Origin of the sequence: Dyella nitratireducens, from assembly GCF_014642835.1 — a bacterium.
GTDB lineage: Bacteria > Pseudomonadota > Gammaproteobacteria > Xanthomonadales > Rhodanobacteraceae > Dyella_B > Dyella_B nitratireducens.
This window is the reverse complement of the sequence record NZ_BMJA01000004.1, coordinates 86,959-109,076: the sequence shown is the minus strand read 5'-3', so window position 1 is coordinate 109,076 and position 22,118 is coordinate 86,959. Positions and strand designations below refer to the sequence as shown.

Genomic DNA, 22,118 nt, shown 5'->3' with positions numbered 1-22,118 from the left:
GCGTGGTGCAACGTTCAGCGCCACCACGCCGCCTTGGTTCCAGTGAGTATCTTCAGCATCTGACCGCGTGTGAATGACCACCGGCCGAGTGGGCCGAAACCCAGATCCCGCCACGTGGCCAGCGCGTTGCGTTCCGATTGGAACCATGGCGTCAACCATCGGCTAAGGCGCTGATAGACCGATAGGTGCGCACGCCGATTTCGTGCATACGCCTGCAAGGCTTCATCCAGACCGGAACTCGCTGCGAGCGCCAGCGCCAAGGCTTCGGCATCGAGCATGGCCATGTTTACGCCCTGGCCAAGCTGTGGACTCATCGCGTGTGCCGCATCACCTATAAACACGACGCGGCCTTGCACTGGCGCGTGCATCACGACATCGCGATAGCGTGCACGATTGAGCTGTTGCGGCGAATCGATGCCCTCAAGCAGCGCCGACGCTTCAGGCCAGATCGCTGCGATGCGTTCGCGCATACGCTCGAAGCCTTGTTCGTCGAATGCTTCGACTTGATCGCCTGGCAGGCTGAAGTAGAAGGTAAGCCAGCGCCCGGAATGATCCACGCGCCGGCCCACGGGCAACAATCCAATCATCTCCCGCGTGCCCGCATAGCGCTGCCGCAATTCATTGGGATGCAGCCAGTTGTCTCCCGGCACCAGACACCACAATGCTCCCCACGGATACATGGTTTCACGCTGCACCAGGTTGGGTACGCAGCCGCGCAGACGCGAGTGGGCGCCATCAGCGATGACGATCAGATCGAACGGGCCGTAAGACTTGCCTTCGGCATCAAGCAGACCATGCTCGTCCGTGGCAATCTGCTTGATGCAGACGCCAGTTCGAACAGCGTGCGCATCCGGATACGCGTCGCGCAACACGCTGAAAAGGCTGCCGCGCGTCATGCCGACGCCAAAGCTATCCGCAGCATGATCGGCGTAGCGCATATCCATCACCGTACGGCCACGATGATTGCAGCCGTGCAGACGTTCGATGCGCTGTCCTTGTTCGAGCGCCGCTTCGTGCAACCCCAAGCGGGCAAGTACGCCCAAACCGGTCGGCTGCAGCAGGAATCCGGCGCCGACGGGTCTCAGCACCGGAGCCTGCTCAAACACCGTCAGCGCATGGCCTTGCGCATGCAGCATGATCGCTGCCGCCTGACCGGCGGTGCCGTAACCGACAATGGCAATGCGCAAGCGTCCTTGCATGGTTGGCGTCCCCCGGCGCCGAATTCCTTAAGCGTCAAACATGCGCTGCGTTAGTGATGATGCCCGCCCGCACCATGCACGTGCCCGTGCGCAAGCTCTTCTTCACTCGCCGCGCGTACGTCGGTCACCTGGATGTCGAAATGCAGGGTCTGGCCAGCAAGCGGATGGTTGCCGTCGATATGCACCGTCTCGCCGTCGACCTGCGTGACGGTGACGTGGACCACGCCCTGCGGGCCGTTAGCCTGGAACTGCATGCCGGGCTGGATATCGTCCACGCCCTGGAAAGCTTCACGCGGCACGGCCTGTACCAATTCCGCGTGATGGACGCCGTAGCCTTCGGCAGGCGCTACGTCAACTTTGAACTGATCGCCCGCCACGCGGCCGGCCATCGCCTTTTCCAGGCCCGGCACGATCTGGCCGGTGCCATGCAGGTAGGTGAGCGGCTCGCGGCCCTCGGAGCTGTCGAGCACCTGGCCGTTGTCGTCGGTGAGGGTGTAGTGGAAAGAAGCTACGGCGTTTTCGGCAATCTGCATGACGGTCTCGCTGTGATCTAAGAATGAGCGCCGACCTTCGCCGACGGGGAACGTGCAAGCGTATCACTTGGCACTAGTGGCCCGCCCTAGGCATGCCACAATGCCCGTCAGCTACCCGCGAATTCCCCATGACGACACTGCTTGAAGCCTGGCGCCATCGCCCGACGCACCGGCAGGTGTGGGCGTTGGCCACGCCGATGATCCTGTCCAATCTCACCGTGCCCCTGGTGTCATTGGTGGACAGTACCGTGGCCGGCCATCTGCCGCATACACAGGATCTGGGCGCCGTCACGGTGGGCAGCGCCGTTTATGCATTGCCGGTATGGAGCCTGGGTTTCCTGCGCATGGGTACCACCGGTTTCGCCGCCCAGGCCAAGGGTGCGGACGATGCTTCGGCATTACGCACTGTACAAGCACAGGCCTTGTTGCTTGCCGCCATGTTGGGCGTGCTGGTGGGCCTGCTGATGGTGCCGCTGTTGCCGTGGCTGGTCGCACAGATGCATTCGACGCCACTGATGACCGGCCGCGCCATGGATTACCTGCATCTGCGCCTGCTAGGCCTGCCTGCGGCGCTGCTCAACTACTCGCTCGCTGGCTGGTTTATCGGTGCACAACGCGCGCGCACCACGCTTAGCCTGTTGCTGGTGACGAACCTGGTCAATATCGCGCTCAACCTGCTGTTTGTGCCGGGATTCGGCTGGGGCGTGCCAGGCATTGCGCTCGCTTCGGTGACGGGCGAATGGTGTGGTGCCTTGTATGGCATATGGCAGGCGCGCCGTGTCTTGCGTGGGTTCGACGGACACGTGGATTGGCAAGCCATGCGCGAATGGCGGCATTGGTTGCCGCTGCTACGCGTGAATCGTGACATTTTCCTGCGGACGATCGCGCTGGAAGGCGTGTTCTTCAGCCTTTCGCTACTCGGCGCAAGGATTGGCGATGCCACCGTTGCTGCCAATGCGTTGTTGCTCAATGGCCTGATGCTGACTGCGTTTGGACTGGACGGGCTGGCTAATGCAGTCGAAGCGCTATGCGGCCACGCCATCGGTGCCCGCGACCCGCATGCACTACGCCGCGCCCTGGTGGTGGCGGGTGGATGGTCGTTAATCGGCAGCATCGGCTTTGCGCTGTTCTTCGGCAGTGCAGGGCATCTGTTCGTGAACCTGCAAACCAACCTGCCAGACGTGCGCGATGCCGCCTACCAGTGCCTGCCATGGCTGACGGCACTGCCAGTAGTGGGGGTATGGAGCTATCTGCTCGACGGCCTGTTCATCGGCGCGACACGGGCGCGGGAAATGCGAGACGGCATGTTGGTTTCCGTATTGTTTTTCATCCTGCTCGCGTGGCTCACGCGCAGCCTGGGCAATGAAGGGTTGTGGCTGACGTTTATTGCCTTCATGGCCATGCGTGCCCTGTGTCTAGGTTGGCTGGGTTTGCGCTTGCGCCGACAGCGCGCGTGGATTGCGTGAGCTATCGTGCACGCTGCCGCTTGAGCAATACTTGGCCCCATGAAACTCTCGCGATATCTGTTGCGGATCGGCGCGGCATGCATGCTGCTGGGCGCCATGGCCGGCGCACACGCCTACGCTGATTCGCCCATCGCCGCGACGACGACGCGCGAGCAACTCGCCTCCGCCATCGACGAGCAGATCGGGCAACCGCGCTTCGATGCTGCCAGCTGGGGCATTGCCGTGGTATCGCTCGATTCCGGACGCACGCTATATGCGCACGATGCGGATCGCCTGCTGCAGCCCGCTTCCGCGGCCAAGCTCTACACCGCCGCAGTGGTGTTGGACACGATAGGCACCGGCTATCGCATTCCTACGCAATTGCTCGCCACGCGCCAGGTCGTACAGGGCCGGTTGGAAGGCCCGTTGATCTTGCGCGGCATGGGCGATCCCACACTCGACACACCCGGCACCAACATGGATTGGGCCGATCAGCTCGCCGAGCAGTTGGCAGCCAGCGGCGTGCATGACGTGCAAGGTGATCTGATTGCGGATGACAGCTATTTCCAGGGGCCGCAGACAGGCTCCGGCTGGGAAGCGCGCGATCTGCAAAGCTGGTTCGCGGTACCCGCTTCCGCACTCAGTGTGCGGGAAAACGTGGCCGATCTCACCGTGGCGCCAGCGAAAGCGCCAGGCTATCCCGCTTCGCTGATGCTTGATCCGCCCGGCGCCATCACACGCATGGTGAACAACCTGGCGACCGGCGCACGCGATACACGTAGCGACGTCAATCTCTATCGCGCACCGGGCGACGCCACCTTGTATGCCTTCGGTACCATCGCCGCGCATGCGGAACCGCAAACATACAAGCTCGCCATCGCCGATCCGGCCTGGTATGCCGGCACACGCTTGCGCGAAGCGCTGGAACGGCATGGCGTGCGCATCCACGGCAACTTGCGCGTACGGCATTGGCCGGAACAGGACGCTACCGATATCAACAAGGCCGTGGTGCTCGCAGAAGTGCTGTCACCGCCGATGATGGAGATTCTCGATCGCGGCTTGAAGCGTTCGCAGAACCTCTATCTGCAGAACCTGCTGCAAATTGCTGGGGTGAAAGCACATGCCAATGCCGAACAATCAGGCGACCCGCCTTCGGGTTTTCTGAGCAGTGACGCCTGGGGCATCCGCACGCTCAAAGCACTGCTGGATCGCATCGGCATCGCGCCCGGCATGGCCCAGATCGAAGATGGCGCAGGCCTGTCGCGGCAGGATCTGTCCACGGCCAATGCAATGGTGCATCTGCTGACGTATCTCGCCAGCCAGCCCTATGGCGACCAGCTACGCAATGCCCTGCCCTCCGCGGGTGTGGATGGCACGCTCGAATGGCGCATGCGCAATACGGCAGCGGCGGACAACGTGCATGCCAAGACTGGCAGCATGAACAATGTGCGCTGCCTGGTGGGTTACGTGACGACCGAAGCGGGTGAGCATTTGGCGTTTGCGATCATGCTCAACAATTTTGTGCGCGGCGGGGATGAGCCGAGTCCGAGCCGGAATCTCGATGCGATTGTGGAGTTATTGGCGGAGTTTCGGGGCAAGAGCTAGATCTCGCCCCAAACCAGCCCCCGCTCCATCCGGGCAGAGGGGCAAAGTGCTCAACGCTTCGCCAAATCCTTCTCGATTTTCTCCGGCGCATCATTCGGCGCGTAACGTTTCACCACCTCTCCCTGCGCATCCACCAGGAATTTGGTGAAGTTCCACTTGATCGACTCGCTACCCAGCAAGCCCTTGGCTTCTTTCTTCAACCACTGATACAGCGGATGCGTGCCCTCGCCGTTCACGTCGATCTTGGCGAACATGGGAAACGTTACATCGTAGGTGGTGGAGCAGAATTGCTTGATCTCCGCCTCGTCGCCCGGCTCCTGATGGCCGAACTGGTCGCAGGGGAAGCCGAGCACGGCCACACCCTGGTCGCGGTGCTTGCGCCACAGTTCCTCCAGCCCCTTGTATTGCGGAGTAAAGCCGCACTTGGAGGCCACGTTGACGATCAGCAAGGTCTTGCCGCGCCAGTCGCCCAGCGAGCGCTCGTTGCCGTCGATGTCGCGCGCGCTGAAGTCGTATACGGTGGTCATGTCATCGCTCCGGTCATATCGATTACGTAGGTTGGGTTAGCGTAAGCGTAACCCAACAATGCCTCGCGCTTGACAAGAACTGTTGGGTTACGCTGCGCTAACCCAACCTACCCACTGCCACGGCCCAGGTGGCATAGAATGCCCGCTTTCGACCATCCACCCAGGCCCACCGTGATCCGCTTCATCGATGTCCACAAATCCTACCGTGTCGACGGCAAGGACATTCCGGCGCTGGAGCCTTTCAGTCTGGAGATTATGGACGGTGAGGTGTTCGGCATCATCGGCCATTCCGGCGCCGGCAAATCCACGCTGATCCGCTTGATCAACTTGCTGGAGCGGCCCAGCGGCGGACGCATCCTGATCGGCGACACCGAGATCACCGCGTTGCCCGACGAAGCCCTGCGCGTTGCCAGGCAGCGCATTGGCATGATCTTCCAGCACTTCAACCTGCTTTCGTCGCAGACAGTGACGGAGAATATCGCCTTCCCGATGCGCCTGGCCGGCAACAAGGACGCCAAGACCATCAGTGCGCGAGTGGATGAGTTATTGCAACGCGTCGGCCTGACTGCGCACGCGAACAAATATCCCTCACAGTTATCCGGTGGACAGAAGCAGCGCGTCGGCATTGCGCGTGCCTTGGCCAATCATCCATCGATTCTGCTGTGCGACGAAGCGACCAGCGCGCTCGATCCGCAAACGACGGCATCCGTGCTCGATCTGCTGGCCGAGATCAACCGCGAATTGAAATTGACCATCGTGCTGATCACACACGAGATGGACGTAGTACGTCGTGTGTGCGATCGCGTAGCTGTCTTGGATGCAGGGCGTATCGTGGAGCATGGCGCCGTCGCGGATGTATTCCTGCATCCGCAACACGCCACCACGCGCCGCTTCGTCAGCGAAGCTCTGCCGGAAGAAACAGCCGGTGAGCACGCCATCTACGAACACGTCCCTGGCCGCATCATGCGTCTTTCCTTCCGTGGCGAAGCGACCTGGTCGCCGACGCTCGGACGCGTCACCCGCGAAACGGGCGTGGACTTCAACATCCTGGCCGGTCGCATCGACCGCATCAAGGATCTGCCCTATGGCCAACTCACCCTCGCCATGCAGGGTGACAACGTGGATGCCGCCCTGCGCGCGCTACGCGAAGCAGGCATCCATGTGGAGGAACTTGCCCGATGATCACCAGCCAACTTCCCCTGCTGCACACGTTGTTTCCCAATATCGATGACTGGGGTGAGATGGGCCAGGCGTGTATCGACACGCTGCTGATGCTGGGCGGCTCGCTGGTGCTCACCGTGATTATCGGCCTGCCATTGGGCGTGTTGCTGTTCCTCACCGGCAAAGGACAGCTTCACGCCATGCCCAAGCTCTATGGCGTGCTCGCGCTGGTAGTGAACGTGCTGCGTTCGGTGCCTTTCATCATTTTGATGATCGTGCTGATGCCGCTCACTTACGTACTGGTGGGCACCAAGCTCGGCATTCGTGGCGCGATTCCGCCGCTGGTGATCGGCGCAGCGCCCTTCTTCGCACGCCTGGTGGAAACATCGTTGCGCGAAGTCGAGCAAGGCGTGATCGAAGCCTCGCAAGCGATGGGGGCGACCACCTGGCAGATCGTGCGCCATGTGCTGCTACCGGAGGCACGTGCCAGCCTGTGGGCAGGTGTGACGGTGACTGCCGTCGCGCTGGTCGGTTACACCGCCATGGGCGGCGCGATCGGCTCCGGTGGCCTGGGCGACTTGGCTTATCGCTACGGCTATCTCAGCTACAAGTCCGATTACATGGTGGTGACGGTGTTGCTGCTGATCGTACTGGTTCAAATACTACAGATGTTGGGCGATCGCATCGTAGCGCACTATAGCCGGCGGTAATTCCGCACTTTTTTGCATCCATCCGTATGGACGGCTATTCTGGCGCATCGCACAAGGATAGCCCCATGAAAAAACTCCTTTTCCTGGCTGCCGCCGCCCTGCTGGTTGCCGGTTGCTCATCTTCAGGCTCCGGCGGTTCCGACGGCCAAACGCTGACCGTGGCCGCCACCGCCGTGCCGCATGCGGAAATCCTCAAAGAAGTGAAACCCATTCTGGCGAAGGAAGGCGTGAACCTGGATATCAAGGTGTTTGCCGACTACGTGCAGCCCAATCTGCAAGTGGCGGAAAAAAGCATCGATGTAAACTATTTCCAGACCAAGCCCTACCTGGACGCCTTCAATCGCGAGCGCGGCACCAACCTGGTGATCATCACCGGCGTGCACATCGAACCGTTCGGCGCGTACTCGCACAAGCTCAAGTCGATCGACCAGTTGCCCGACGGCGCCACCGTGGCGATTCCGAACGACCCCAGCAACAACAGCCGTGCGTTGCTGCTGCTCGCCAAACACGGCCTGATCACGCTGAAAGATCCGAACAACGAGCTGGCCACCACCAAGGACATCACAGCCAACCCGAAGAACCTGAAGTTCAAGGAATTGGAAGCCGCGATGCTGCCGCGCACGCTGGACGAGGTGGACCTGGCGCTGATCAACACCAACTATGCGCTGGCTGCCGGCCTGAACCCGACCAAGGATGCGCTGCTGATCGAGGACAAGAATTCACCCTATGTGAATTACCTGGTTGGACGCCCCGACAACAAGGACGATCCGCGCGTGCAGAAGCTGGCGCAGGCGTTGACCAGTCCGGAAGTGAAGGCGTTTATCGAGCAGAAGTATCACGGCGCAGTATTGCCGGCGTTCTGAAGATCCGCACTTTCTTTGCAAAATCACATGGCCGCCATTCCCGCTTGGGCGGCAATGGCGGCCACAGGTTTTAGATCAAGCAGCAGATTCCGCCTCGACCAGTACCGGAATATCAAACACCTGCCGCAGATAAGCGATGTACGCCTCGTCATCGCACATATTCTTGCCCGGCGAATCGCTGAGTTTCGCCACCGGCTGCCCGTTGCAGCGAACCATCTTGATCACGATGTTGAGCGGCGTGGGCCCCACATCGTTGGTGAGGTTCGTACCTACGCCAAATGCAAGCTGGCAGCGCCCATGGAAATGCTTGAACAGCTCCATCACCTTGGGAATGCTCAAGCTGTCACTGAACACCAGGATCTTGCTGCGCGGATCGACACGATTGGCCTGATAGTGCGCCAGCACGCGCTCGCCCCAGGCGAAGGGATCGCCCGAATCGTGGCGGGTGCCGTCGAACAGCTTGCAAAAATACATATCGAAATCGCGCAGGAAGGCGGTGAGCCCGTAGACGTCCGATAGTGCGATACCGAGGTCGCCGCGGTATTCCTTGGCCCAGGCTTCCAGTGCGGCCACCTGCGAATCGCGCAAGCGCGGACCCAGCGCCTGGTGCGCCTGCAGGTACTCATGAGCCAGCGTACCGAGGGGGCGCAGGCCGAGCTGGCGAGCCAGCCACACATTGCTGGTGCCGGCCAGTTGCGAACCCAGTCCGTCGTGCAGCGTTTCCGCCACTTCCCGATGCCACTCCCGCGAGAAGCGCCGACGCGTGCCGTAGTCGGCGATGCGGCACTCTTGGTACCCTGGGGTATCACGCAACAGCGCGATCTTTTCTTTCAGGCGATGACGCCCTTCCGCCAGGTCAAGGCTAGGTTGCGTGTTGCGGAAATACACTTCGTTAACGATTGCCAGCAACGGCACTTCAAAAAGAATCGTATGCAGCCACGGACCGCAAATGTGGATCTCGATCTCACCGTTGTTCAACGGTGACGGCGTGATCTCCACGTACTTCGCATTGAGCTGGAACAGGCCAAGGAAGTCGATGAAATCACTCTTGATGAAGCGCCAGCTACGCAGGTAGTCAAGCTCTTGCTCGGTAAAGCGCAAGCTGCATAGCGCATGCAGTTCCTCGCGGATCTCATCGATGTACGGCACCAGGTTGACGCCCGGATTGCGGCACTTGAAGCGGTACTCCACCTGCGCAGCAGGATACTGATGCAGCACCACCTGCATCATGGAAAATTTATAAAGATCGGTATCGAGCAGGGAGCTGACGATCATGGAACAGCCATGTCGGGGGAAGAGAAGCAGCACGCGCGTCGCGCGGCATCCACTCATTATCCTGCCGAAGCCCTTGCCGTGAATAGTCGGCGTAGAGGCCAGTGCGATGACAGAAAAGATAAAACCCCGGCAGCCAGGGGAATAACGGCCGGGGTTTGTTAGGTCGCGTTCCGGGGGGAGGGTAAACTTGGAACCGACCCCTGGATGCTGCGATGGACTGCTGCATCCTCTTGTCGCCTCACGGCGATTCGTAGACTTAGTGTGTCCAGTGTGGATGAAGTTCAAGGCCCCAATCGGATCGGTTCAGCTTTCCGATAATTAACCGGCAGCCTGTCGATGGTTTCATCTGCACCGTTTCCCAAGTGCTTGTCACTAAATACTTATCCGCAAAAGGCCAAAGCATGAGCATGCTGTATCGCTGTCTTGCCCTGTTGATGCTGTGCTACGCCCTGCCGCTGCACGCGGCCGAACTGCACATTGATGTAAGCCCCAACGCCCATGTTTGGACGACTGAGCAATTATTGCGCAGCGCCGATGCACAGAGCGTGACGATTCAAGATGATGTCGCGTTCCATCGCACGATGACCTATCGCGCCGTGCCACTGCGCGCTTTGCTACCGAAGCTTGCGCGCGGCGATCGTTTAAAATTCGTTGCGAACGATGGCTTCTCGGTCGACATTGCAGCGGATGCCCTGCTCAACCGATCGGACGCACAGGCGTGGCTGGCCGTGGAGGACCCTCAGCACCCATGGCCGCCGTTGCCGGGCAACAAGGGCGACGCAGGGCCCTTCTACGTGGTGTGGACCAAACCTGCCGCCGCCGGGATCAGTAGCGAACAATGGCCGTACCAGCTGGCGCGCATCCAACGCGTGGAAGACACAGCCACACGCTTCCCAGCCACAGTGCCCGCAGCTTCCGTGCCCACCGATAGCCCTGTGCGGCGAGGCTACACCGTGTTCCAGCGCACCTGCTTTGCCTGCCACACGCTCAATGGCCAGGGCGATGCGCGCATGGGGCCGGATCTCAATATTCCGCACAGCCCGACCGAATACTTGAGCACGGACATGCTGCGCGCATTCATCCGCAATCCGCAGTCGCTGCGGCGCTGGCCGGAAGGCAGGATGACCGGCTTTCCCACACAGCAATCGCTATCGGATGCGGATTTGGATGCGGTGATCAGCTACTTGAAGTACATGGCGCAACACAAGGCGGAGAAGTAGCCCGCGGAGTATTTGAATCATGGAACTGTTCGACCAACCTCCCCAGCCGGTGAACGGCATTCGCGTCGGCGTCGGCGGCTGGACCTTTGCGCCGTGGCGCGACAACTTCTATCCCAAAGGCCTGGTGCAGCGGCGTGAGCTGGAGTACGCCAGCCGCAAGCTCACGGCGATCGAAATCAATGGCACCTACTACGGCACGCAGAAGCCCGCGACGTATGCCAAGTGGGCCGCGGAAACGCCGGATGGTTTCGTCTTCTCGGCCAAAGCACCGATGCGCATCATGCAGTCGCGCAATCTGGGAAAAACCGGGCCGCAGATTGAGGACTTCCTGGGCGGCATCGCCTCGCTGGGCGATCGGCTCGGCCCGATCGTTTGGCAGTTCGACGCCGGCCAGCGTTTACAGCGCGATAGCTTCGCCGAATTCCTCGACTTGTTGCCGAAGCAGGTCGAAGCACATGCGCTGCGTCACGTGCTGGACGTACGCGACCGGGAATTCGTCAATGCCGATTACCTCGCACTGGTGCGCAAGCACGGTATGGCGACGGTGTTCACTGATTCGCCCGACTATCCATCCTTTGCCGATGTGACGGCGGATTTCGTCTACGCACGGCTTATGCGTTCACGTAACCATGTGGCGACGGGCTACGGCAGCGAGGAACTCGATGATTGGGCGAAACGTGCGCATATGTGGGCGGATGGAGAACAACCGGCGGAGCTCCCTTACCTCGGCACAGAACGTGCACCAAAACGCAAGCGCGATGTCTTTGTTTTCTTCATCAGCGCCGCGAAGGAGCGCAACCCGGATGCAGCTATGGCGCTGATCGAACGACTGCAGGCGACGTCATGCTAATTTTTGCTGGTGTCCGACAAGGCTCGCAACGTCTTCTCGCGCTCAGCATCAGATTCTTTTGCGAGTTCACGGACGCGCTTGAAGAACGGTGGCCATTGTTCGCCAACCTGCTTGAACAGTACTGCAAACGCCGGCTTCCACTGATCGTACAAACCAAACGGCAGCAAGGTGGCGTTATTGATCGGCTTCGCCACCCACTTATCGTAGCGGTGATCGTTCGGCCAGTTTTTATCGCGCCATGCTGCGTAACGTGCACGGAAGGATTCAATCTCCCGCTGCTTGTTTTCCGCCATGGCCTGTTCGTCCACGCCGCTCGCATAGAGTTTTTTCAGGCGATCACGCAGATCCAGCACCAGCCCGGTGAACGCATCATCCATCACCTGGCCATGGTCGTCGCCAACGGGCTCACCGCGCGCGCGGTGCCACTCACGCAGGCCCTCATCTTCCACGAACATGGCGTAGCTTTCGTTGAAAGCCGTATCGCCTTTCAGGTAAATCTTCTGATGCGCCAGTTCGTGAAAAATCGTGCCGACCAGTTCGTCGTCATCCCAGCGCATCATGCTGCTGAGGATGGGATCGGAAAACCACCCCAGTGTCGAATAGGCCGATACACCACCGATATAGACATCGTCGCCTTTCGCACGCAAACGCTCGGCGCTCGCCCGCGCCTTCTGCTCGTCAAACCAGCCGCGATAAGCCACGCAGCCGGCGATGGGAAAACACTGCGGCACTGCCTCCACTGAAAAGCGTGGCGTCGCGAAGACATTCCAAACCACGTACGGGCGATGCAATGGCACGTAATAGGTGTAGCTGCGATTGCGTGGCAGATCGAGCTGGTCAGAGGCGAATTGCCGTGCCTGCTGGGAAAGTTTCAGCCGTGCCGCCAGTTTGGGGTCGGTGGCAGGATCGGCAATCACCTTGCTTACGGAGCGACGCTTGAGCAACAAGGCGCTCTCGCCATGCGTGACGTGCGCGTAGTAGCGAAGATCAGCACAAGCACCCAATGCGGCGACCACCATGATGCAAAGGAACCATTGCGTGGCGGATAAAAAAATGCGGGGACGAATCATCCCCGCATTCTGACAAAAGATGAGAGCTCAATGCCCGTGACCGCTCCAACCGCCACCGTGGCCACCGGACCAATGGCCACCGCCATGCCCCCCGGACCAACGGCCACCTCCATGGCCATAGTAATGGCCTCGGCCGTAATACCCGCCGCGATAGCAGCAACCGTAGTAACCCCAGCCACCGTAATACCCGTATGGGTAGCCGTAATAACCGTAGGGATAGCCATATGGGTAATCGTAGACAACGGAAGGACCGGTTCCATAGTAAGCGGCGCCTGCGTAGCCGTTACCTTGGACGTAGCTATAGCCTGGTGCCACATAGCAGCCGGAAAGCAGGCTGATCAGGCCTACCAGCACGGCACCGGCAAGCACGCGTTTGACTGAGATGTTCATGGTGGGGACTCCATGCGCTCTACGTTTGCAGCCTAGTCCTGCGGCGATAAATGCGCCCTGAGCAGAGCCAGTTGGCAATCCAAAATCGATAACAAGCCTGGTTTGCTTGCGCCATCCCGGCGCCGGGCCGGGATTCAGGTCTTGCCACCTTTGGCCTGATCGCCACGAGCGTGCGAGAGATGATGCAACGGCCCGCCGCCTGATGAGCCACCGTCATGTTGTGCATGGCCGTTGACGGAGCCTGAACTCGACTTGGACCCAGGCCAACTTGGGCCTTGTTTGACGCGTTCCTGCTTCGCCTGCAACAGCGCCTGGATATGCGCAACAGCCTCTTCGGGGCTGATATGCGGGGGCTCGGTGGCAGGTGGTGTGGCGGGTGCCGATTGTTCCACGATGGGTTTGGCGGATGCGGCCTTGCGCACGGGTTTGGTCTTTGCAGCGGGCACCTTGGCCGTCGCTGCCTTTGGCTTGGCGGGCGCAGACGATGCCGTACCTTTCTTGACCGTTTTCTTGGCAGCGGTTTTCTTGACTGCCGCTTTCGTTGCCGGCTTGGGCGCTGCCTTCTTCACCGTTTTCTTGATGGCAGGCTTTTTTACAACCTTCTTGCTGGCAGCTGCCGATTTGCCGACGGTCTTTTTCCTGGCCGGATCCTTACCCTGGCTTGCCTTACGGGCCGCGGACTTCTTCGCGGCAGACTTGCGCGTCGTTGCCATGCGTACGTACTCCAACGGTGGGCGGTGACCCCATCATCGCGAAGTGCGTGCGCTCGGCAAGTGCCAGTCGTTGGCCGATTACATGCCGGGCCGCGATAAGGCCGCCAGAAAATGGAGCAGTACCGGCGGATTCGCCAATACCGTAAACACGACGCCGTAAGCCGCTCCCCATAGATGTGCGCTGTGGTTGATGTTGTCTCGCCCGCGCTGATCCATGTAGATGGAATAGCCCACGTACAACACGGCATAGATGATGGCCGGCACGGGTACAACCAATACCCAGATACGCGTCCATGGTGCGTACAAAATGAAGCCGAACAACACAGCGGATACAGCGCCGGATGCTCCCAGGCTGTGGTAATTCGTATTGCGGCGGTTCTTCAGGTAAGTGGGCAGGATCGACACGATCAGTCCGCCCAGATAGAACAGCGCGAAGCCGAACATCCCCAAGGTGGCGTTGTAGACGGGCTCCATCTGCTTGCCGAAAAAGAACAGCGTGATCATGTTGAACAACAAGTGCATGGGGTCGGCATGCAGCAAGCCGTAGGTAACCAGCCGGTAGTACTCGCGTTTGCGCTCGATGGCGGGCGGCCACAGGATCAGATCATCCACCAGGCGCCGATTGTTGAAGGCCATGAAGGAGACGATGCAGGTGGCGGCAAGGATGATGAGTAGCGTAGTCGGCATATGACGAATTGGACGAACTTCGGAATCCGCCCATCTTGACGTTCACGCGACAACTTGTCGACGGTTAGAATGCACGGTCATTCTTGCTTCGCGTTTTTCCTAGCCGTATGAACCCCATTCGCTATATGCACCTGGACGTCTTCGCCGCCAGTCCCGGCGGCGGCAATCACCTAGGTGTGGTCACCGATGCCCGCGGATGGACTGATGCCGACATGCAGCGCTACGCACGCTGGACCGACCTGGTGGAAACCACCTTCCTGCTGCCCCCCAGCGATCCCAAGGCCAGCTACCGCGTGCGCATCTTCACGCCGGAGAAGGAGATTGCCTTTGCCGGCCATCCCAGTGTCGGCAGCGCGCACGCCGTACTCGAATGCGATCTGGCCCAGCCGCAAGACGGCGTTCTGTGGCAGGAATGCGGTGCCGGCGTGCTGCCGATTCGCGTGGAAAGCAACGGCCCGCAACGCGTGCTGATGCTGCAATCGCCTGAAGCACGCGTAGTGAAAACCGGCCTGCACGCACACCCGCTGCTGTCTGCCACGCTCGACAGCATTGGACTCGGCAAACTACCGCCTGCGCTGGTAGACGGTGGGCGTCGCTGGTGGCTGGCCGAGTGCGTAGACGAAGCCAGCCTGCGCGCGTGGACGCCCGACCACAGCGCCATCGGCGCGCTTGCTGTCGCCAGTGGCAGCATGGGCTTGTGCGCGTTTGCACGCAGCAGCCATCCGGACTACCAGTTGGTGGTGCGTGCTTTTCCGTCCGGTGTCGGCATTGTTGAAGATCCCGCTTCCGGCGCGGCCAATGGATTGATCGCCGCCTATATCGCGCACGCTGAACCGCATGGACCGTTGGCGCGTGGCTATGCCGTCAGCCAGGGGCGCGAGATGGGACACGATGCGCTGCTGATTGCGCATATCGTGGATGGCACGATCTGGATCGGCGGACGCACGAATACCGTCATCGACGGCACCTTGCATTGGAGCCCGTAGGTTGGGGTGCAAACCCCAACATGGGTGTCAACCTGCATGGCATGTGTTTGGGTTTGCACCCCAACCTACGATGTCACCGGGTAACGGTAAGTCGCGCAATCATTTCTTGCGACCATCCAGATTGGCTCGACGCTCGGCAACGCGCGCCAGCGCGGCGAGATCCATTCCCTCGGCACCGTTGGCCAACGCCTCGATCAAGCTTTCGCGCAACACACTCGCCAGCGGCATCGGCACCTTCTCCGCCTGCGCGGCATCCTGCGCCAGCATCACGTCCTTCAAGCCCAGCGGCAGCGCAAAGCCCGGTGGCGTAAAGCGCTCCTCCGCCATCGCTTTGCCATAAATCTGATACACCGGCGATGCGAACAAGGTGCTGGTCATCAGCTCGATGAAATCGGAAGCACTCACACCGTAGGCGCGCGCAAGTACCGATGCTTCGGCCAAGCTTTCAATCGCCGATACGATCATGAAATTGCCTGCCAGCTTCACGGCGTTGGCGCGCTCGGGCTGCTCACCCATCGGCCACAATCTGGCTGCCATGGTTTCAAGCAAAGGTTTCACCTTTTCGATGGCGGTGTGTGCACCGGCCACCAGCATGTTGAGCTTGCCTGCGGCAGCCACATCCGGACGGCCAAACACCGGTGCGGAAACATAGGCCAGGCCGCGCTTGGCATGTTCTTCGGCCAGTTGCCTGGCGAGCGCGACGGAAATGGTGGCGTGATTGACGTGCACCATACCGGGATCCATGGCATCCATCAGACCGCCATCCAGAAACACCTCACGCGTCGCCTGATCATTCGCCAGCATGCTGTGCAGCACTTCACCCTGCGCCGCGCGATCCGGCGTACTCACTGCTTTGGCACCTAGTAGCGACTCCAGTTTCTGCGCCGCCGCCGCCGAGCGGTTCCACACCGTCACATGATGGCCGGCCGCCACCAGGTTGCTGGCCATGGCATTGCCCATCGCACCGAGTCCGATAAAGCCGACTTTCATAAAGCATCTCCTGTCACAGGCACTTAAGTGGAGCATGGCCGATGTTCAACGAAAGCGAAGCCTCAGACAGCCTCGCCGGCTGCATGGCCCGACGCCCACGCCCATTGGAAGTTGTAGCCGCCCAGCCAGCCGGTAACGTCGACGACTTCGCCGATGAAATACAGGCCCTGCACGCGCTTGGACTGCATGGTGGTGGAAGAAAGCTCATCCGTATCCACGCCGCCCAGTGTAACTTCCGCCGTGCGATAACCCTCCGTGCCACTGGCCACGATTGGCCAATCATGCAATCGCGCGCCAGTATCGTGCAGTTCCGCATCACGGTACTGGCGCATCGGTTTGCTGCCGAGCCACAGCTCGCACAAACGTTGCGCCAACCGCCGCGGCAGCAAATCGCCTAGCACGTTGCGCAGTTCTGCCGCCGGCCGCGCTGCGCGCTGGGCAAGCAGCCAATCGCCGATGTCCTGCTCCGGCGACAGATCGATCCGCAGCTCCTCACCCGGTTCCCAGTAGGAGGAAATTTGCAGCACGGAAGGCCCGCTGATGCCGCGATGTGTGAACAACAAGCCGGCGCGAAAACTTCGCTTCCCCACCCGTATTTCGGCCACCGGCAACGCCACACCGGCAAGCTCCTGGTAATGCTCGCTATGCTTGCCGCTCAAGGTCAGCGGCACCAGGCCTGCGCGCGTCGACAGCACGTTATGGCCGAACTGTCGTGCCAACTCATAGCCGAACCCGGTCGCCCCCATGCTGGGGATCGACAGACCGCCTGTGGCGACCACCAGCGAATCGGCATGCACTCCGCCGTTCGCTGTAACAACCGCAAAACCTTCCTCCGTCTTTCGAACTCTTTCTACCGCGCAACTGGTTTCAATGCGCACGCCTGCCGCCGCGCATTCGTCCAGCAACATGCGCACGATCAGCTTGGAGGATTCATCGCAAAACAACTGCCCCAGCTCTTTCTCGTGATAGGCAATGCGATGCTTTTCCACCATCGCAACGAAATCCCATTGCGTATAGCGCGCCAGCGCTGATTTGCAGAAATGCGGATTGCCCGACAGGTATTGCGCCGGCGTCACGCCCAGATTGGTGAAGTTGCAGCGTCCGCCACCGGACATCAGGATCTTCTTGCCGGGCTTGTTGGCATGATCGAGCAGCAGCACGCGTCGCCCGCGCTGCCCTGCGGTGATCGCGCACATCAAGCCAGCGGCACCGGCGCCGATCACCAGAACATCCACTTTCACGCGATCACCGCCATGCTCATACGTTTGCCCATTATCCAATAAACTTGGCGCCTACCCCGCTAAGGACCACCATCATGCCTTCCTTCGACGTCATCTCCGAGGTCGACAAGCACGAACTGACCAATGCGGTCGACCAGGCCAATCGCGAGCTCTCCAACCGCTTCGACTTCAAAGGTACCGATGCGAAGTTCGAGCTGGACAAGTCCGTCATCACGCAAAGTGCGCCTAGCGACTTCCAATTGCAGCAGATGCTGGACATCCTGCGCGGCCGCCTGGCCGCGCGAAAGATCGATCTGCGCGCACTCGACATTGCCGATCCGGAAGTGAACCTGGCTGGTGCGAAGCAGAAAATCACCGTGAAACAAGGCATTGAGCAGCCGATCGCCAAGAAACTGATCGCCACGCTGAAGGAAGCCAAGCTGAAGGTGGAGGCGCAGATCAACGGCGACAAATTGCGCGTGAGCGGCAAGAAGAAAGACGACTTGCAGCTGGCGATGGCGGTGTTGCGCAAGGCGGATGTGGAACTGCCGTTGCAGTTCGATAATTTCCGCGATTGAGGTGTAGGTTGCCTTGAAAGGCATCATCACCTCATGGCCGTCATTCCCGCGAAAGCGGGAATCCATTTTCAAGAACGCATCAGAGCAAGTGGATTTCCGCTTTCGCGGAAATGACGGCCGTTCGAGTTACGCCAAACCAGCGGCAATATTCACGCTAATGGCAATAATGAACACATTGAAGAAAAACGCCACCACACTATGCAGCAACGCGGTGCGGCGCAGCGTATGGCTGGTGATCTGCACATCGGACACCTGAAAGCACATGCCGATCACGAAGGCGAAATACACGAAATCCCAGTAATCGGGTTGTTTCGTACCGGGAAACTCCAACCCTTCATGCGGCTTGCCGAAATCGCCGTAATACCCATGCGCGTAATGCAACGCATACATGGTGTTCATGAATAACCACGACAGCACAATGCTGAGTGCGGCCATGCCCATGGCTTGCGCGCCACCATTCTTGGCCGCATGCAGCTCGGTGGACAAGGCCACCATGACCACCACGGATAGCGTCACCGCGACCCATAACGCGGTACGCCGTCCGGTGTCCTGACATTGCGCATGCCTTGCCATGTGCTCGGCGGTTGCCCGATGAAACATGCGCGCCACCATCGATAGATAAAGCAGTGCACCGGCATCGAAGCCGAGCAGCAACGCGGAAGCCGGCTTCGCCCCGCCAACCAGCAACGCACTGCAAACCGCCACGAAGACAATGCCGGATATCGCCAGCCACGGACGTGCACGCACAAAACGTACCGGCGCCCAATGGCGAAGCATCGCGCGTCTTTCACGTGGCGCCGTATTCATGCACGCAGATCGTTGAATGCTGGATGGCGCTCCATCCACACTTGCGCATAACTGCAGGCCGGCACAACCTTCCAGCCTTCGCGACGCGCCGTTTCCAGCGCGGTCCGCACCAACTCGCCGGCAATCCCCCGTCCACCGACCTGCTCCGGCACGCCGGTGTGCGTAATGGTCATCACCGAGCCGTGCAGGTTGTATTCGAGCTCGGAGACAAAGCCATCGACTGTGGTTTCAAAGCGATGTGCTGCAGCGAGATGCTGGATTTCCAATGCCATGACGTCATTCCGCAAATGCCCAAGGCGCAAAGCATAGAACGCACACCCGCCAACGGGGAGTAGCGCTACGCCGCCACCTGCGCCGCCACCCGCTCACGACGTACGCGCACGGCTTTGGCCAGCTGGTCGAGGACCGCTACCGTGGTATCCCAGCCAATGCAGCCATCCGTGATGCTCTGTCCGTAGATGAGTTCACAACCGGGCACCAGATCCTGGCGGCCGGCCACCAAATGGCTTTCCACCATCACGCCATGAATACGCGTCTCGCCGGCTTCGAGCTGCGCCGCGATATCAGCCACTACGCGCGGCTGGTTCTCCGGCTGTTTGGCGCTGTTGGCGTGACTGGCATCGATCATCAGGCGCTCCGTGACCCCTGCCTTCGCCAATGCGCCGCAGGCGCTATCCACACTCGCTGCATCGTAATTGGGCAGCTTGCCGCCGCGCAGAATGACATGGCAATCCTCATTGCCCGCGGTGGCTGCAATGGCTGTGCGCCCATGCTTGGTCACCGCCATGAAATGATGCGGCCGTGCTGCAGCCAGCACGGCATCCACAGCAATTTTTACGTTGCCATCGGTACCGTTCTTGAAACCCACCGGACAGGACAGGCCCGACGCAAGTTCGCGGTGCGACTGGCTCTCGGTGGTGCGTGCACCGATCGCGCCCCAGGCCACCAGATCGGCAATGTATTGCGGCGTGATCAGATCGAGGAATTCGGTGCCGGCCGGCAGACCCAGCGCGTTGATGTCGCACAACAGACGCCGCGCAAGATGCAGGCCTTTGTCGATGTGATAGCTCTCGTCCAGGTCAGGATCGTTGATCAACCCTTTCCAGCCCACCGTGGTACGCGGCTTTTCGAAATACACGCGCATCACGATCTCCAGCGTGTCGGCATGCCGCGCGCGTTCGGCGGCGAGGCGCCTGGCGTATTCCAGCGCGGCAGCGGGATCGTGGATGGAGCAAGGGCCGATCACCACGGCAAGGCGGTCATCCTTACCGTGCAGGATGCGGTGCAAAGCATTGCGCGCATCGGCAACGGTGGCGAGTGCCGCGTCGCTGGGCGGGCAATCCCTCATCACGTCGGCGGGGGTGGGTACTTCCTTGATTTCGCGGATGCGAAGGTCGTCGGTACGACTGGTCATGGCAATGCACTCCTTACGGGTTTTCCCGGCGACCTAATGAAAAAGCCGCCAGGGTGGCTGGCGGCTTTTTGGAAAGTGGGTGATCTTTACTCGTTACGATCGCGCACCATGCTCCGCCGCCGGCATCGGATAGCCATACCAAAAGTAATAGCGGCTGGAGAGGGTGAGGATCATGGGTCCAAGTGATACCACATCATTGCTGCGATGCAAACTGAGGGAATGGACTATGGTCGCCCGCTGTGATGGGTTACTGTCCCGCCGCCATCATTTTCGGAGTTTTCCATGCCGCGTCCGTTCGCCTTCCTCGCCGCTGCCCTGCTCGCCTTGGGTACCCTCGGCCCGCAGCTGGCCCGAGCCGACGACGTACCGTCCCTGGTGGTGAAAGACGTGGTGGTGGGCACGGGCAGCACCGCACGCGACGACTCGGACGTGCGCATCCAGTACACCGGCTGGCTCTACAGCGCCAAGGCGCCCGATCACCATGGCACCGAGATCGACAGTTCCTACGACAGCGGCCGGCCGCTCACTTTCACGATGGGCGCGAACGAAGTCATTGAAGGCATGGAAAGCGGTGTGCGCGGCATGAAGGTCGGCGGCAAGCGCACTGTCATCATCCCTTCCCGCATGGGCTACGGCTTTCGCGGGGCCGCCCCTGACGTGCCGGCGAACAGTGCCCTGGTATTTGATATCGAACTGCTGGACGTGCATTAGGAATCTTGGACGCTAGGGATGCTCTGATCTATTCCACGCACCCGGCATGACATCCAGAAGGCCCGCAGGGTGTGCCGTGTGGCGCAGGGCAGACTGGCCGTCTGTTCAAGCCACGCGGTGCAGCCTGCGGGCCTTCTGGATGTCACCCCGTCCTTTAAATTCAACATGGTGGGGCCGCACTGTATGCGTCTCTCACGGCGTTCCGGCGTCTCGACAGACAGCCAGTCTGCCTTCACCGCCGGAACGCCGTGAGAGACGTATACAGTGCGGTGACGGGTACGTGGAATAGATCAGAGCATCCCTAGGCGTCTGCACGGAACGGCGGCATCATGAACCGGCAATCACGTCGTATGTCCCCACCTGGAGGATTGATCGATGAAGCGAATGCTGTGGTCGTTGATAGCCGTCTTTCTAACCCTGGTTCCCGCCGCTGCCTTTGCGGCGCAGGGCTACACCGTAGCCACGGTGAACCTGCTCGCGGGCCCGGACCCGCAATATCCGTTGATCTATACGTTGGACGCCGGCACGCCGGTTGACGTGCAAGGCTGCACCGACGGCTGGCAGTGGTGCGATGTCATGGCTGTCGGCAGTCGTGGCTGGGTCGCCGGTCCCTATATCGAATACCTGTACAACAACCAGCCGGTGATCGTGACCGACTATGGCGCACGCATCGGCATTCCGATCGTGACCTTTGCGATCAGCGCCTACTGGGGCCGTTACTACGTCAACCGGCCGTTCTATCGCGATCGCGTCCGTTGGTATGGACGGCCCGTTCCCATTCGGCCTTACCCCGGCCCGCGGCCACCCGTCCGGCCGATGCCAAGGCCACCTCATGGCGGTAACCGGCCGCCGGGTCCCGGCAATCGGCCACCGCCGAAACCCGGTAGCGGAGGAAATGGCGGCAATTATCCGCCACCTGGCAGCGGGGGCCATGGCGGCAACTACGCACCACCCAGTGGTGGCAACCGTCCCACTCCACCACCCTCGGGTGGACAAGGCGGTAACGTCGGCCCAAGGCCCGGTAACGGTCAGCAGGGCGGCAACAATGATCGTAGGCCGCAAGGCAACCGGCCGGCGCCGCAACCGCGAAACCCGCCGCCGCAAGGAAACAACGGCAACAACAACGGCGACTGAGCCTTTCATGGCGAGCGCACAGGCTGGGCA

General features: G+C 60.7%; 24 protein-coding genes. 11 read left to right on the top strand and 13 right to left on the bottom strand.

Translation table 11 applies throughout. The features are described from left to right. Positions 1-14: 14 nt before the first annotated feature. On the bottom strand, positions 15-1,199 hold the full coding sequence (locus IEX75_RS19275; protein WP_188796808.1) for an FAD-dependent oxidoreductase: 1,185 nt from the start codon (positions 1,197-1,199) through the stop codon (positions 15-17). Positions 1,200-1,249: 50 nt separating this feature from the next. Beyond that, a complete protein-coding gene (locus tag IEX75_RS19270; RefSeq protein WP_188796806.1) occupies positions 1,250-1,732 on the bottom strand; it encodes an FKBP-type peptidyl-prolyl cis-trans isomerase in 483 nt (160 codons plus the stop codon). Between the two features lie 128 nt (positions 1,733-1,860). Between IEX75_RS19270 and IEX75_RS19265 the strand changes: the two genes are divergently transcribed. Both IEX75_RS19265 and dacB read left to right on the top strand, forming a co-directional pair. Further along, positions 1,861-3,198, top strand: a complete 1,338-nt coding sequence (locus IEX75_RS19265; protein WP_188796805.1) for an MATE family efflux transporter — start codon at positions 1,861-1,863, stop codon at positions 3,196-3,198. Between the two features lie 39 nt (positions 3,199-3,237). Next, on the top strand, positions 3,238-4,782 hold the full coding sequence (gene dacB, locus IEX75_RS19260; protein WP_188796803.1) for a D-alanyl-D-alanine carboxypeptidase/D-alanyl-D-alanine endopeptidase: 1,545 nt from the start codon (positions 3,238-3,240) through the stop codon (positions 4,780-4,782). A 50-nt stretch (positions 4,783-4,832) separates the two neighbouring features. Here dacB and IEX75_RS19255 read toward each other — a convergent pair whose 3' ends face one another. Beyond that, positions 4,833-5,309 (bottom strand): glutathione peroxidase, encoded by a 477-nt coding sequence (locus tag IEX75_RS19255; protein ID WP_188796801.1) that lies wholly within the window; start codon positions 5,307-5,309, stop codon positions 4,833-4,835. Between the two features lie 171 nt (positions 5,310-5,480). Between IEX75_RS19255 and IEX75_RS19250 the strand changes: the two genes are divergently transcribed. The 3 genes from IEX75_RS19250 to IEX75_RS19240 all read left to right on the top strand — a co-directional run bounded on the left by IEX75_RS19250 (position 5,481) and on the right by IEX75_RS19240 (position 8,043). Continuing rightward, on the top strand, positions 5,481-6,491 hold the full coding sequence (locus IEX75_RS19250; RefSeq protein ID WP_188797165.1) for a methionine ABC transporter ATP-binding protein: 1,011 nt from the start codon (positions 5,481-5,483) through the stop codon (positions 6,489-6,491). Beyond that, positions 6,488-7,180, top strand: coding sequence for a methionine ABC transporter permease (locus IEX75_RS19245; RefSeq protein ID WP_188796799.1), 693 nt, complete (start codon positions 6,488-6,490; stop codon positions 7,178-7,180). Before IEX75_RS19250 ends, IEX75_RS19245 begins: the two co-directional genes overlap by 4 nt. A gap of 65 nt (positions 7,181-7,245) precedes the next feature. Then, on the top strand, positions 7,246-8,043 hold the full coding sequence (locus IEX75_RS19240; protein WP_188796797.1) for a MetQ/NlpA family ABC transporter substrate-binding protein: 798 nt from the start codon (positions 7,246-7,248) through the stop codon (positions 8,041-8,043). Between the two features lie 75 nt (positions 8,044-8,118). Here IEX75_RS19240 and pncB read toward each other — a convergent pair whose 3' ends face one another. Then, positions 8,119-9,318: a nicotinate phosphoribosyltransferase gene (gene pncB / locus IEX75_RS19235; protein ID WP_188796795.1), complete on the bottom strand. Its 1,200-nt coding sequence runs from the start codon at positions 9,316-9,318 to the stop codon at positions 8,119-8,121. Positions 9,319-9,719: 401 nt separating this feature from the next. Between pncB and IEX75_RS19230 the strand changes: the two genes are divergently transcribed. Beyond that, positions 9,720-10,538 carry a cytochrome c gene (locus IEX75_RS19230; protein WP_229720971.1) on the top strand — a complete coding sequence of 273 codons (819 nt, stop codon included), beginning with the start codon at positions 9,720-9,722 and terminating at the stop codon, positions 10,536-10,538. Positions 10,539-10,554: 16 nt separating this feature from the next. Next, positions 10,555-11,388, top strand: a complete 834-nt coding sequence (locus tag IEX75_RS19225) for a DUF72 domain-containing protein (RefSeq protein WP_423373295.1) — start codon at positions 10,555-10,557, stop codon at positions 11,386-11,388. Here IEX75_RS19225 and IEX75_RS19220 read toward each other — a convergent pair. The 4 genes from IEX75_RS19220 to IEX75_RS19205 all read right to left on the bottom strand — a co-directional run bounded on the left by IEX75_RS19220 (position 11,385) and on the right by IEX75_RS19205 (position 14,248). Continuing rightward, positions 11,385-12,458, bottom strand: a complete 1,074-nt coding sequence (locus IEX75_RS19220) for an aminopeptidase (RefSeq protein WP_229720970.1) — start codon at positions 12,456-12,458, stop codon at positions 11,385-11,387. The two genes, IEX75_RS19225 and IEX75_RS19220, sit on opposite strands and share 4 nt — an antisense overlap. A gap of 27 nt (positions 12,459-12,485) precedes the next feature. Further along, positions 12,486-12,848, bottom strand: coding sequence for a hypothetical protein (locus IEX75_RS19215; RefSeq protein ID WP_188796790.1), 363 nt, complete (start codon positions 12,846-12,848; stop codon positions 12,486-12,488). 134 nt (positions 12,849-12,982) lie between these two features. After that, positions 12,983-13,561, bottom strand: a complete 579-nt coding sequence (locus IEX75_RS19210; RefSeq protein WP_188796788.1) for a histone H1-like repetitive region-containing protein — start codon at positions 13,559-13,561, stop codon at positions 12,983-12,985. A 78-nt stretch (positions 13,562-13,639) separates the two neighbouring features. Further along, positions 13,640-14,248, bottom strand: a complete 609-nt coding sequence (locus IEX75_RS19205; protein WP_188796785.1) for a rhomboid family intramembrane serine protease — start codon at positions 14,246-14,248, stop codon at positions 13,640-13,642. Between the two features lie 107 nt (positions 14,249-14,355). On the opposite strand from IEX75_RS19205, the gene IEX75_RS19200 reads away from it, so the two are divergent. Continuing rightward, positions 14,356-15,234: a PhzF family phenazine biosynthesis protein gene (locus IEX75_RS19200; protein WP_188796783.1), complete on the top strand. Its 879-nt coding sequence runs from the start codon at positions 14,356-14,358 to the stop codon at positions 15,232-15,234. Positions 15,235-15,333: 99 nt separating this feature from the next. Here the strand turns inward: IEX75_RS19200 and IEX75_RS19195 are convergent, their stop codons facing one another. Both IEX75_RS19195 and IEX75_RS19190 read right to left on the bottom strand, forming a co-directional pair. Beyond that, entirely contained in the window at positions 15,334-16,224 is an 891-nt protein-coding gene (locus tag IEX75_RS19195; protein ID WP_188796781.1) for an NAD(P)-dependent oxidoreductase, read from the bottom strand. A 62-nt stretch (positions 16,225-16,286) separates the two neighbouring features. Then, the gene (locus IEX75_RS19190; RefSeq protein ID WP_188796779.1) at positions 16,287-17,465 is read right to left on the bottom strand and encodes a BaiN/RdsA family NAD(P)/FAD-dependent oxidoreductase; all 1,179 of its coding nucleotides are present in this window, start codon (positions 17,463-17,465) and stop codon (positions 16,287-16,289) included. A gap of 74 nt (positions 17,466-17,539) precedes the next feature. Here IEX75_RS19190 and IEX75_RS19185 point away from each other — a divergent pair, with 74 nt between their 5' ends. Then, on the top strand, positions 17,540-18,022 hold the full coding sequence (locus IEX75_RS19185) for a YajQ family cyclic di-GMP-binding protein (protein ID WP_188796777.1): 483 nt from the start codon (positions 17,540-17,542) through the stop codon (positions 18,020-18,022). A 126-nt stretch (positions 18,023-18,148) separates the two neighbouring features. Here IEX75_RS19185 and IEX75_RS19180 read toward each other — a convergent pair whose 3' ends face one another. From IEX75_RS19180 to IEX75_RS19170, 3 genes are all read right to left on the bottom strand, one after another. Further along, on the bottom strand, positions 18,149-18,829 hold the full coding sequence (locus tag IEX75_RS19180) for a DUF1345 domain-containing protein (protein ID WP_188796775.1): 681 nt from the start codon (positions 18,827-18,829) through the stop codon (positions 18,149-18,151). Then, positions 18,826-19,101 (bottom strand): GNAT family N-acetyltransferase, encoded by a 276-nt coding sequence (locus tag IEX75_RS19175; RefSeq protein ID WP_188796773.1) that lies wholly within the window; start codon positions 19,099-19,101, stop codon positions 18,826-18,828. Before IEX75_RS19175 ends, IEX75_RS19180 begins: the two co-directional genes overlap by 4 nt. 65 nt (positions 19,102-19,166) lie before the next feature. Next, on the bottom strand, positions 19,167-20,243 hold the full coding sequence (locus IEX75_RS19170) for a 3-deoxy-7-phosphoheptulonate synthase (RefSeq protein WP_188796770.1): 1,077 nt from the start codon (positions 20,241-20,243) through the stop codon (positions 19,167-19,169). A 282-nt stretch (positions 20,244-20,525) separates the two neighbouring features. Between IEX75_RS19170 and IEX75_RS19165 the strand changes: the two genes are divergently transcribed. Then, on the top strand, positions 20,526-20,954 hold the full coding sequence (locus IEX75_RS19165) for an FKBP-type peptidyl-prolyl cis-trans isomerase (RefSeq protein ID WP_188796768.1): 429 nt from the start codon (positions 20,526-20,528) through the stop codon (positions 20,952-20,954). A gap of 375 nt (positions 20,955-21,329) precedes the next feature. Then, positions 21,330-22,088 (top strand): SH3 domain-containing protein, encoded by a 759-nt coding sequence (locus IEX75_RS19160; protein WP_188796765.1) that lies wholly within the window; start codon positions 21,330-21,332, stop codon positions 22,086-22,088. Positions 22,089-22,118: the final 30 nt, after the last annotated feature.

What these genes read in the sequence shown, in the direction of transcription:
- IEX75_RS19220 (WP_229720970.1), bottom strand. Translation starts at nt 12,458, where the DNA reads ATGATTCGTCCCCGCATTTTTTTATCCGCCACGCAATGGTTCCTTTGC.
- IEX75_RS19255 (WP_188796801.1), bottom strand. Translation starts at nt 5,309, where the DNA reads ATGACCACCGTATACGACTTCAGCGCGCGCGACATCGACGGCAACGAG.
- IEX75_RS19160 (WP_188796765.1), top strand. Translation starts at nt 21,330, where the DNA reads ATGAAGCGAATGCTGTGGTCGTTGATAGCCGTCTTTCTAACCCTGGTT.
- IEX75_RS19205 (WP_188796785.1), bottom strand. Translation starts at nt 14,248, where the DNA reads ATGCCGACTACGCTACTCATCATCCTTGCCGCCACCTGCATCGTCTCC.
- pncB (WP_188796795.1), bottom strand. Translation starts at nt 9,318, where the DNA reads ATGATCGTCAGCTCCCTGCTCGATACCGATCTTTATAAATTTTCCATG.
- IEX75_RS19195 (WP_188796781.1), bottom strand. Translation starts at nt 16,224, where the DNA reads ATGAAAGTCGGCTTTATCGGACTCGGTGCGATGGGCAATGCCATGGCC.
- IEX75_RS19230 (WP_229720971.1), top strand. Translation starts at nt 9,720, where the DNA reads ATGAGCATGCTGTATCGCTGTCTTGCCCTGTTGATGCTGTGCTACGCC.
- IEX75_RS19270 (WP_188796806.1), bottom strand. Translation starts at nt 1,732, where the DNA reads ATGCAGATTGCCGAAAACGCCGTAGCTTCTTTCCACTACACCCTCACC.
- IEX75_RS19210 (WP_188796788.1), bottom strand. Translation starts at nt 13,561, where the DNA reads ATGGCAACGACGCGCAAGTCTGCCGCGAAGAAGTCCGCGGCCCGTAAG.
- IEX75_RS19185 (WP_188796777.1), top strand. Translation starts at nt 17,540, where the DNA reads ATGCCTTCCTTCGACGTCATCTCCGAGGTCGACAAGCACGAACTGACC.
- IEX75_RS19215 (WP_188796790.1), bottom strand. Translation starts at nt 12,848, where the DNA reads ATGAACATCTCAGTCAAACGCGTGCTTGCCGGTGCCGTGCTGGTAGGC.
- IEX75_RS19175 (WP_188796773.1), bottom strand. Translation starts at nt 19,101, where the DNA reads ATGGCATTGGAAATCCAGCATCTCGCTGCAGCACATCGCTTTGAAACC.
- IEX75_RS19200 (WP_188796783.1), top strand. Translation starts at nt 14,356, where the DNA reads ATGAACCCCATTCGCTATATGCACCTGGACGTCTTCGCCGCCAGTCCC.
- IEX75_RS19275 (WP_188796808.1), bottom strand. Translation starts at nt 1,199, where the DNA reads ATGCAAGGACGCTTGCGCATTGCCATTGTCGGTTACGGCACCGCCGGT.
- dacB (WP_188796803.1), top strand. Translation starts at nt 3,238, where the DNA reads ATGAAACTCTCGCGATATCTGTTGCGGATCGGCGCGGCATGCATGCTG.
- IEX75_RS19240 (WP_188796797.1), top strand. Translation starts at nt 7,246, where the DNA reads ATGAAAAAACTCCTTTTCCTGGCTGCCGCCGCCCTGCTGGTTGCCGGT.
- IEX75_RS19265 (WP_188796805.1), top strand. Translation starts at nt 1,861, where the DNA reads ATGACGACACTGCTTGAAGCCTGGCGCCATCGCCCGACGCACCGGCAG.
- IEX75_RS19170 (WP_188796770.1), bottom strand. Translation starts at nt 20,243, where the DNA reads ATGACCAGTCGTACCGACGACCTTCGCATCCGCGAAATCAAGGAAGTA.
- IEX75_RS19165 (WP_188796768.1), top strand. Translation starts at nt 20,526, where the DNA reads ATGCCGCGTCCGTTCGCCTTCCTCGCCGCTGCCCTGCTCGCCTTGGGT.
- IEX75_RS19245 (WP_188796799.1), top strand. Translation starts at nt 6,488, where the DNA reads ATGATCACCAGCCAACTTCCCCTGCTGCACACGTTGTTTCCCAATATC.
- IEX75_RS19180 (WP_188796775.1), bottom strand. Translation starts at nt 18,829, where the DNA reads ATGAATACGGCGCCACGTGAAAGACGCGCGATGCTTCGCCATTGGGCG.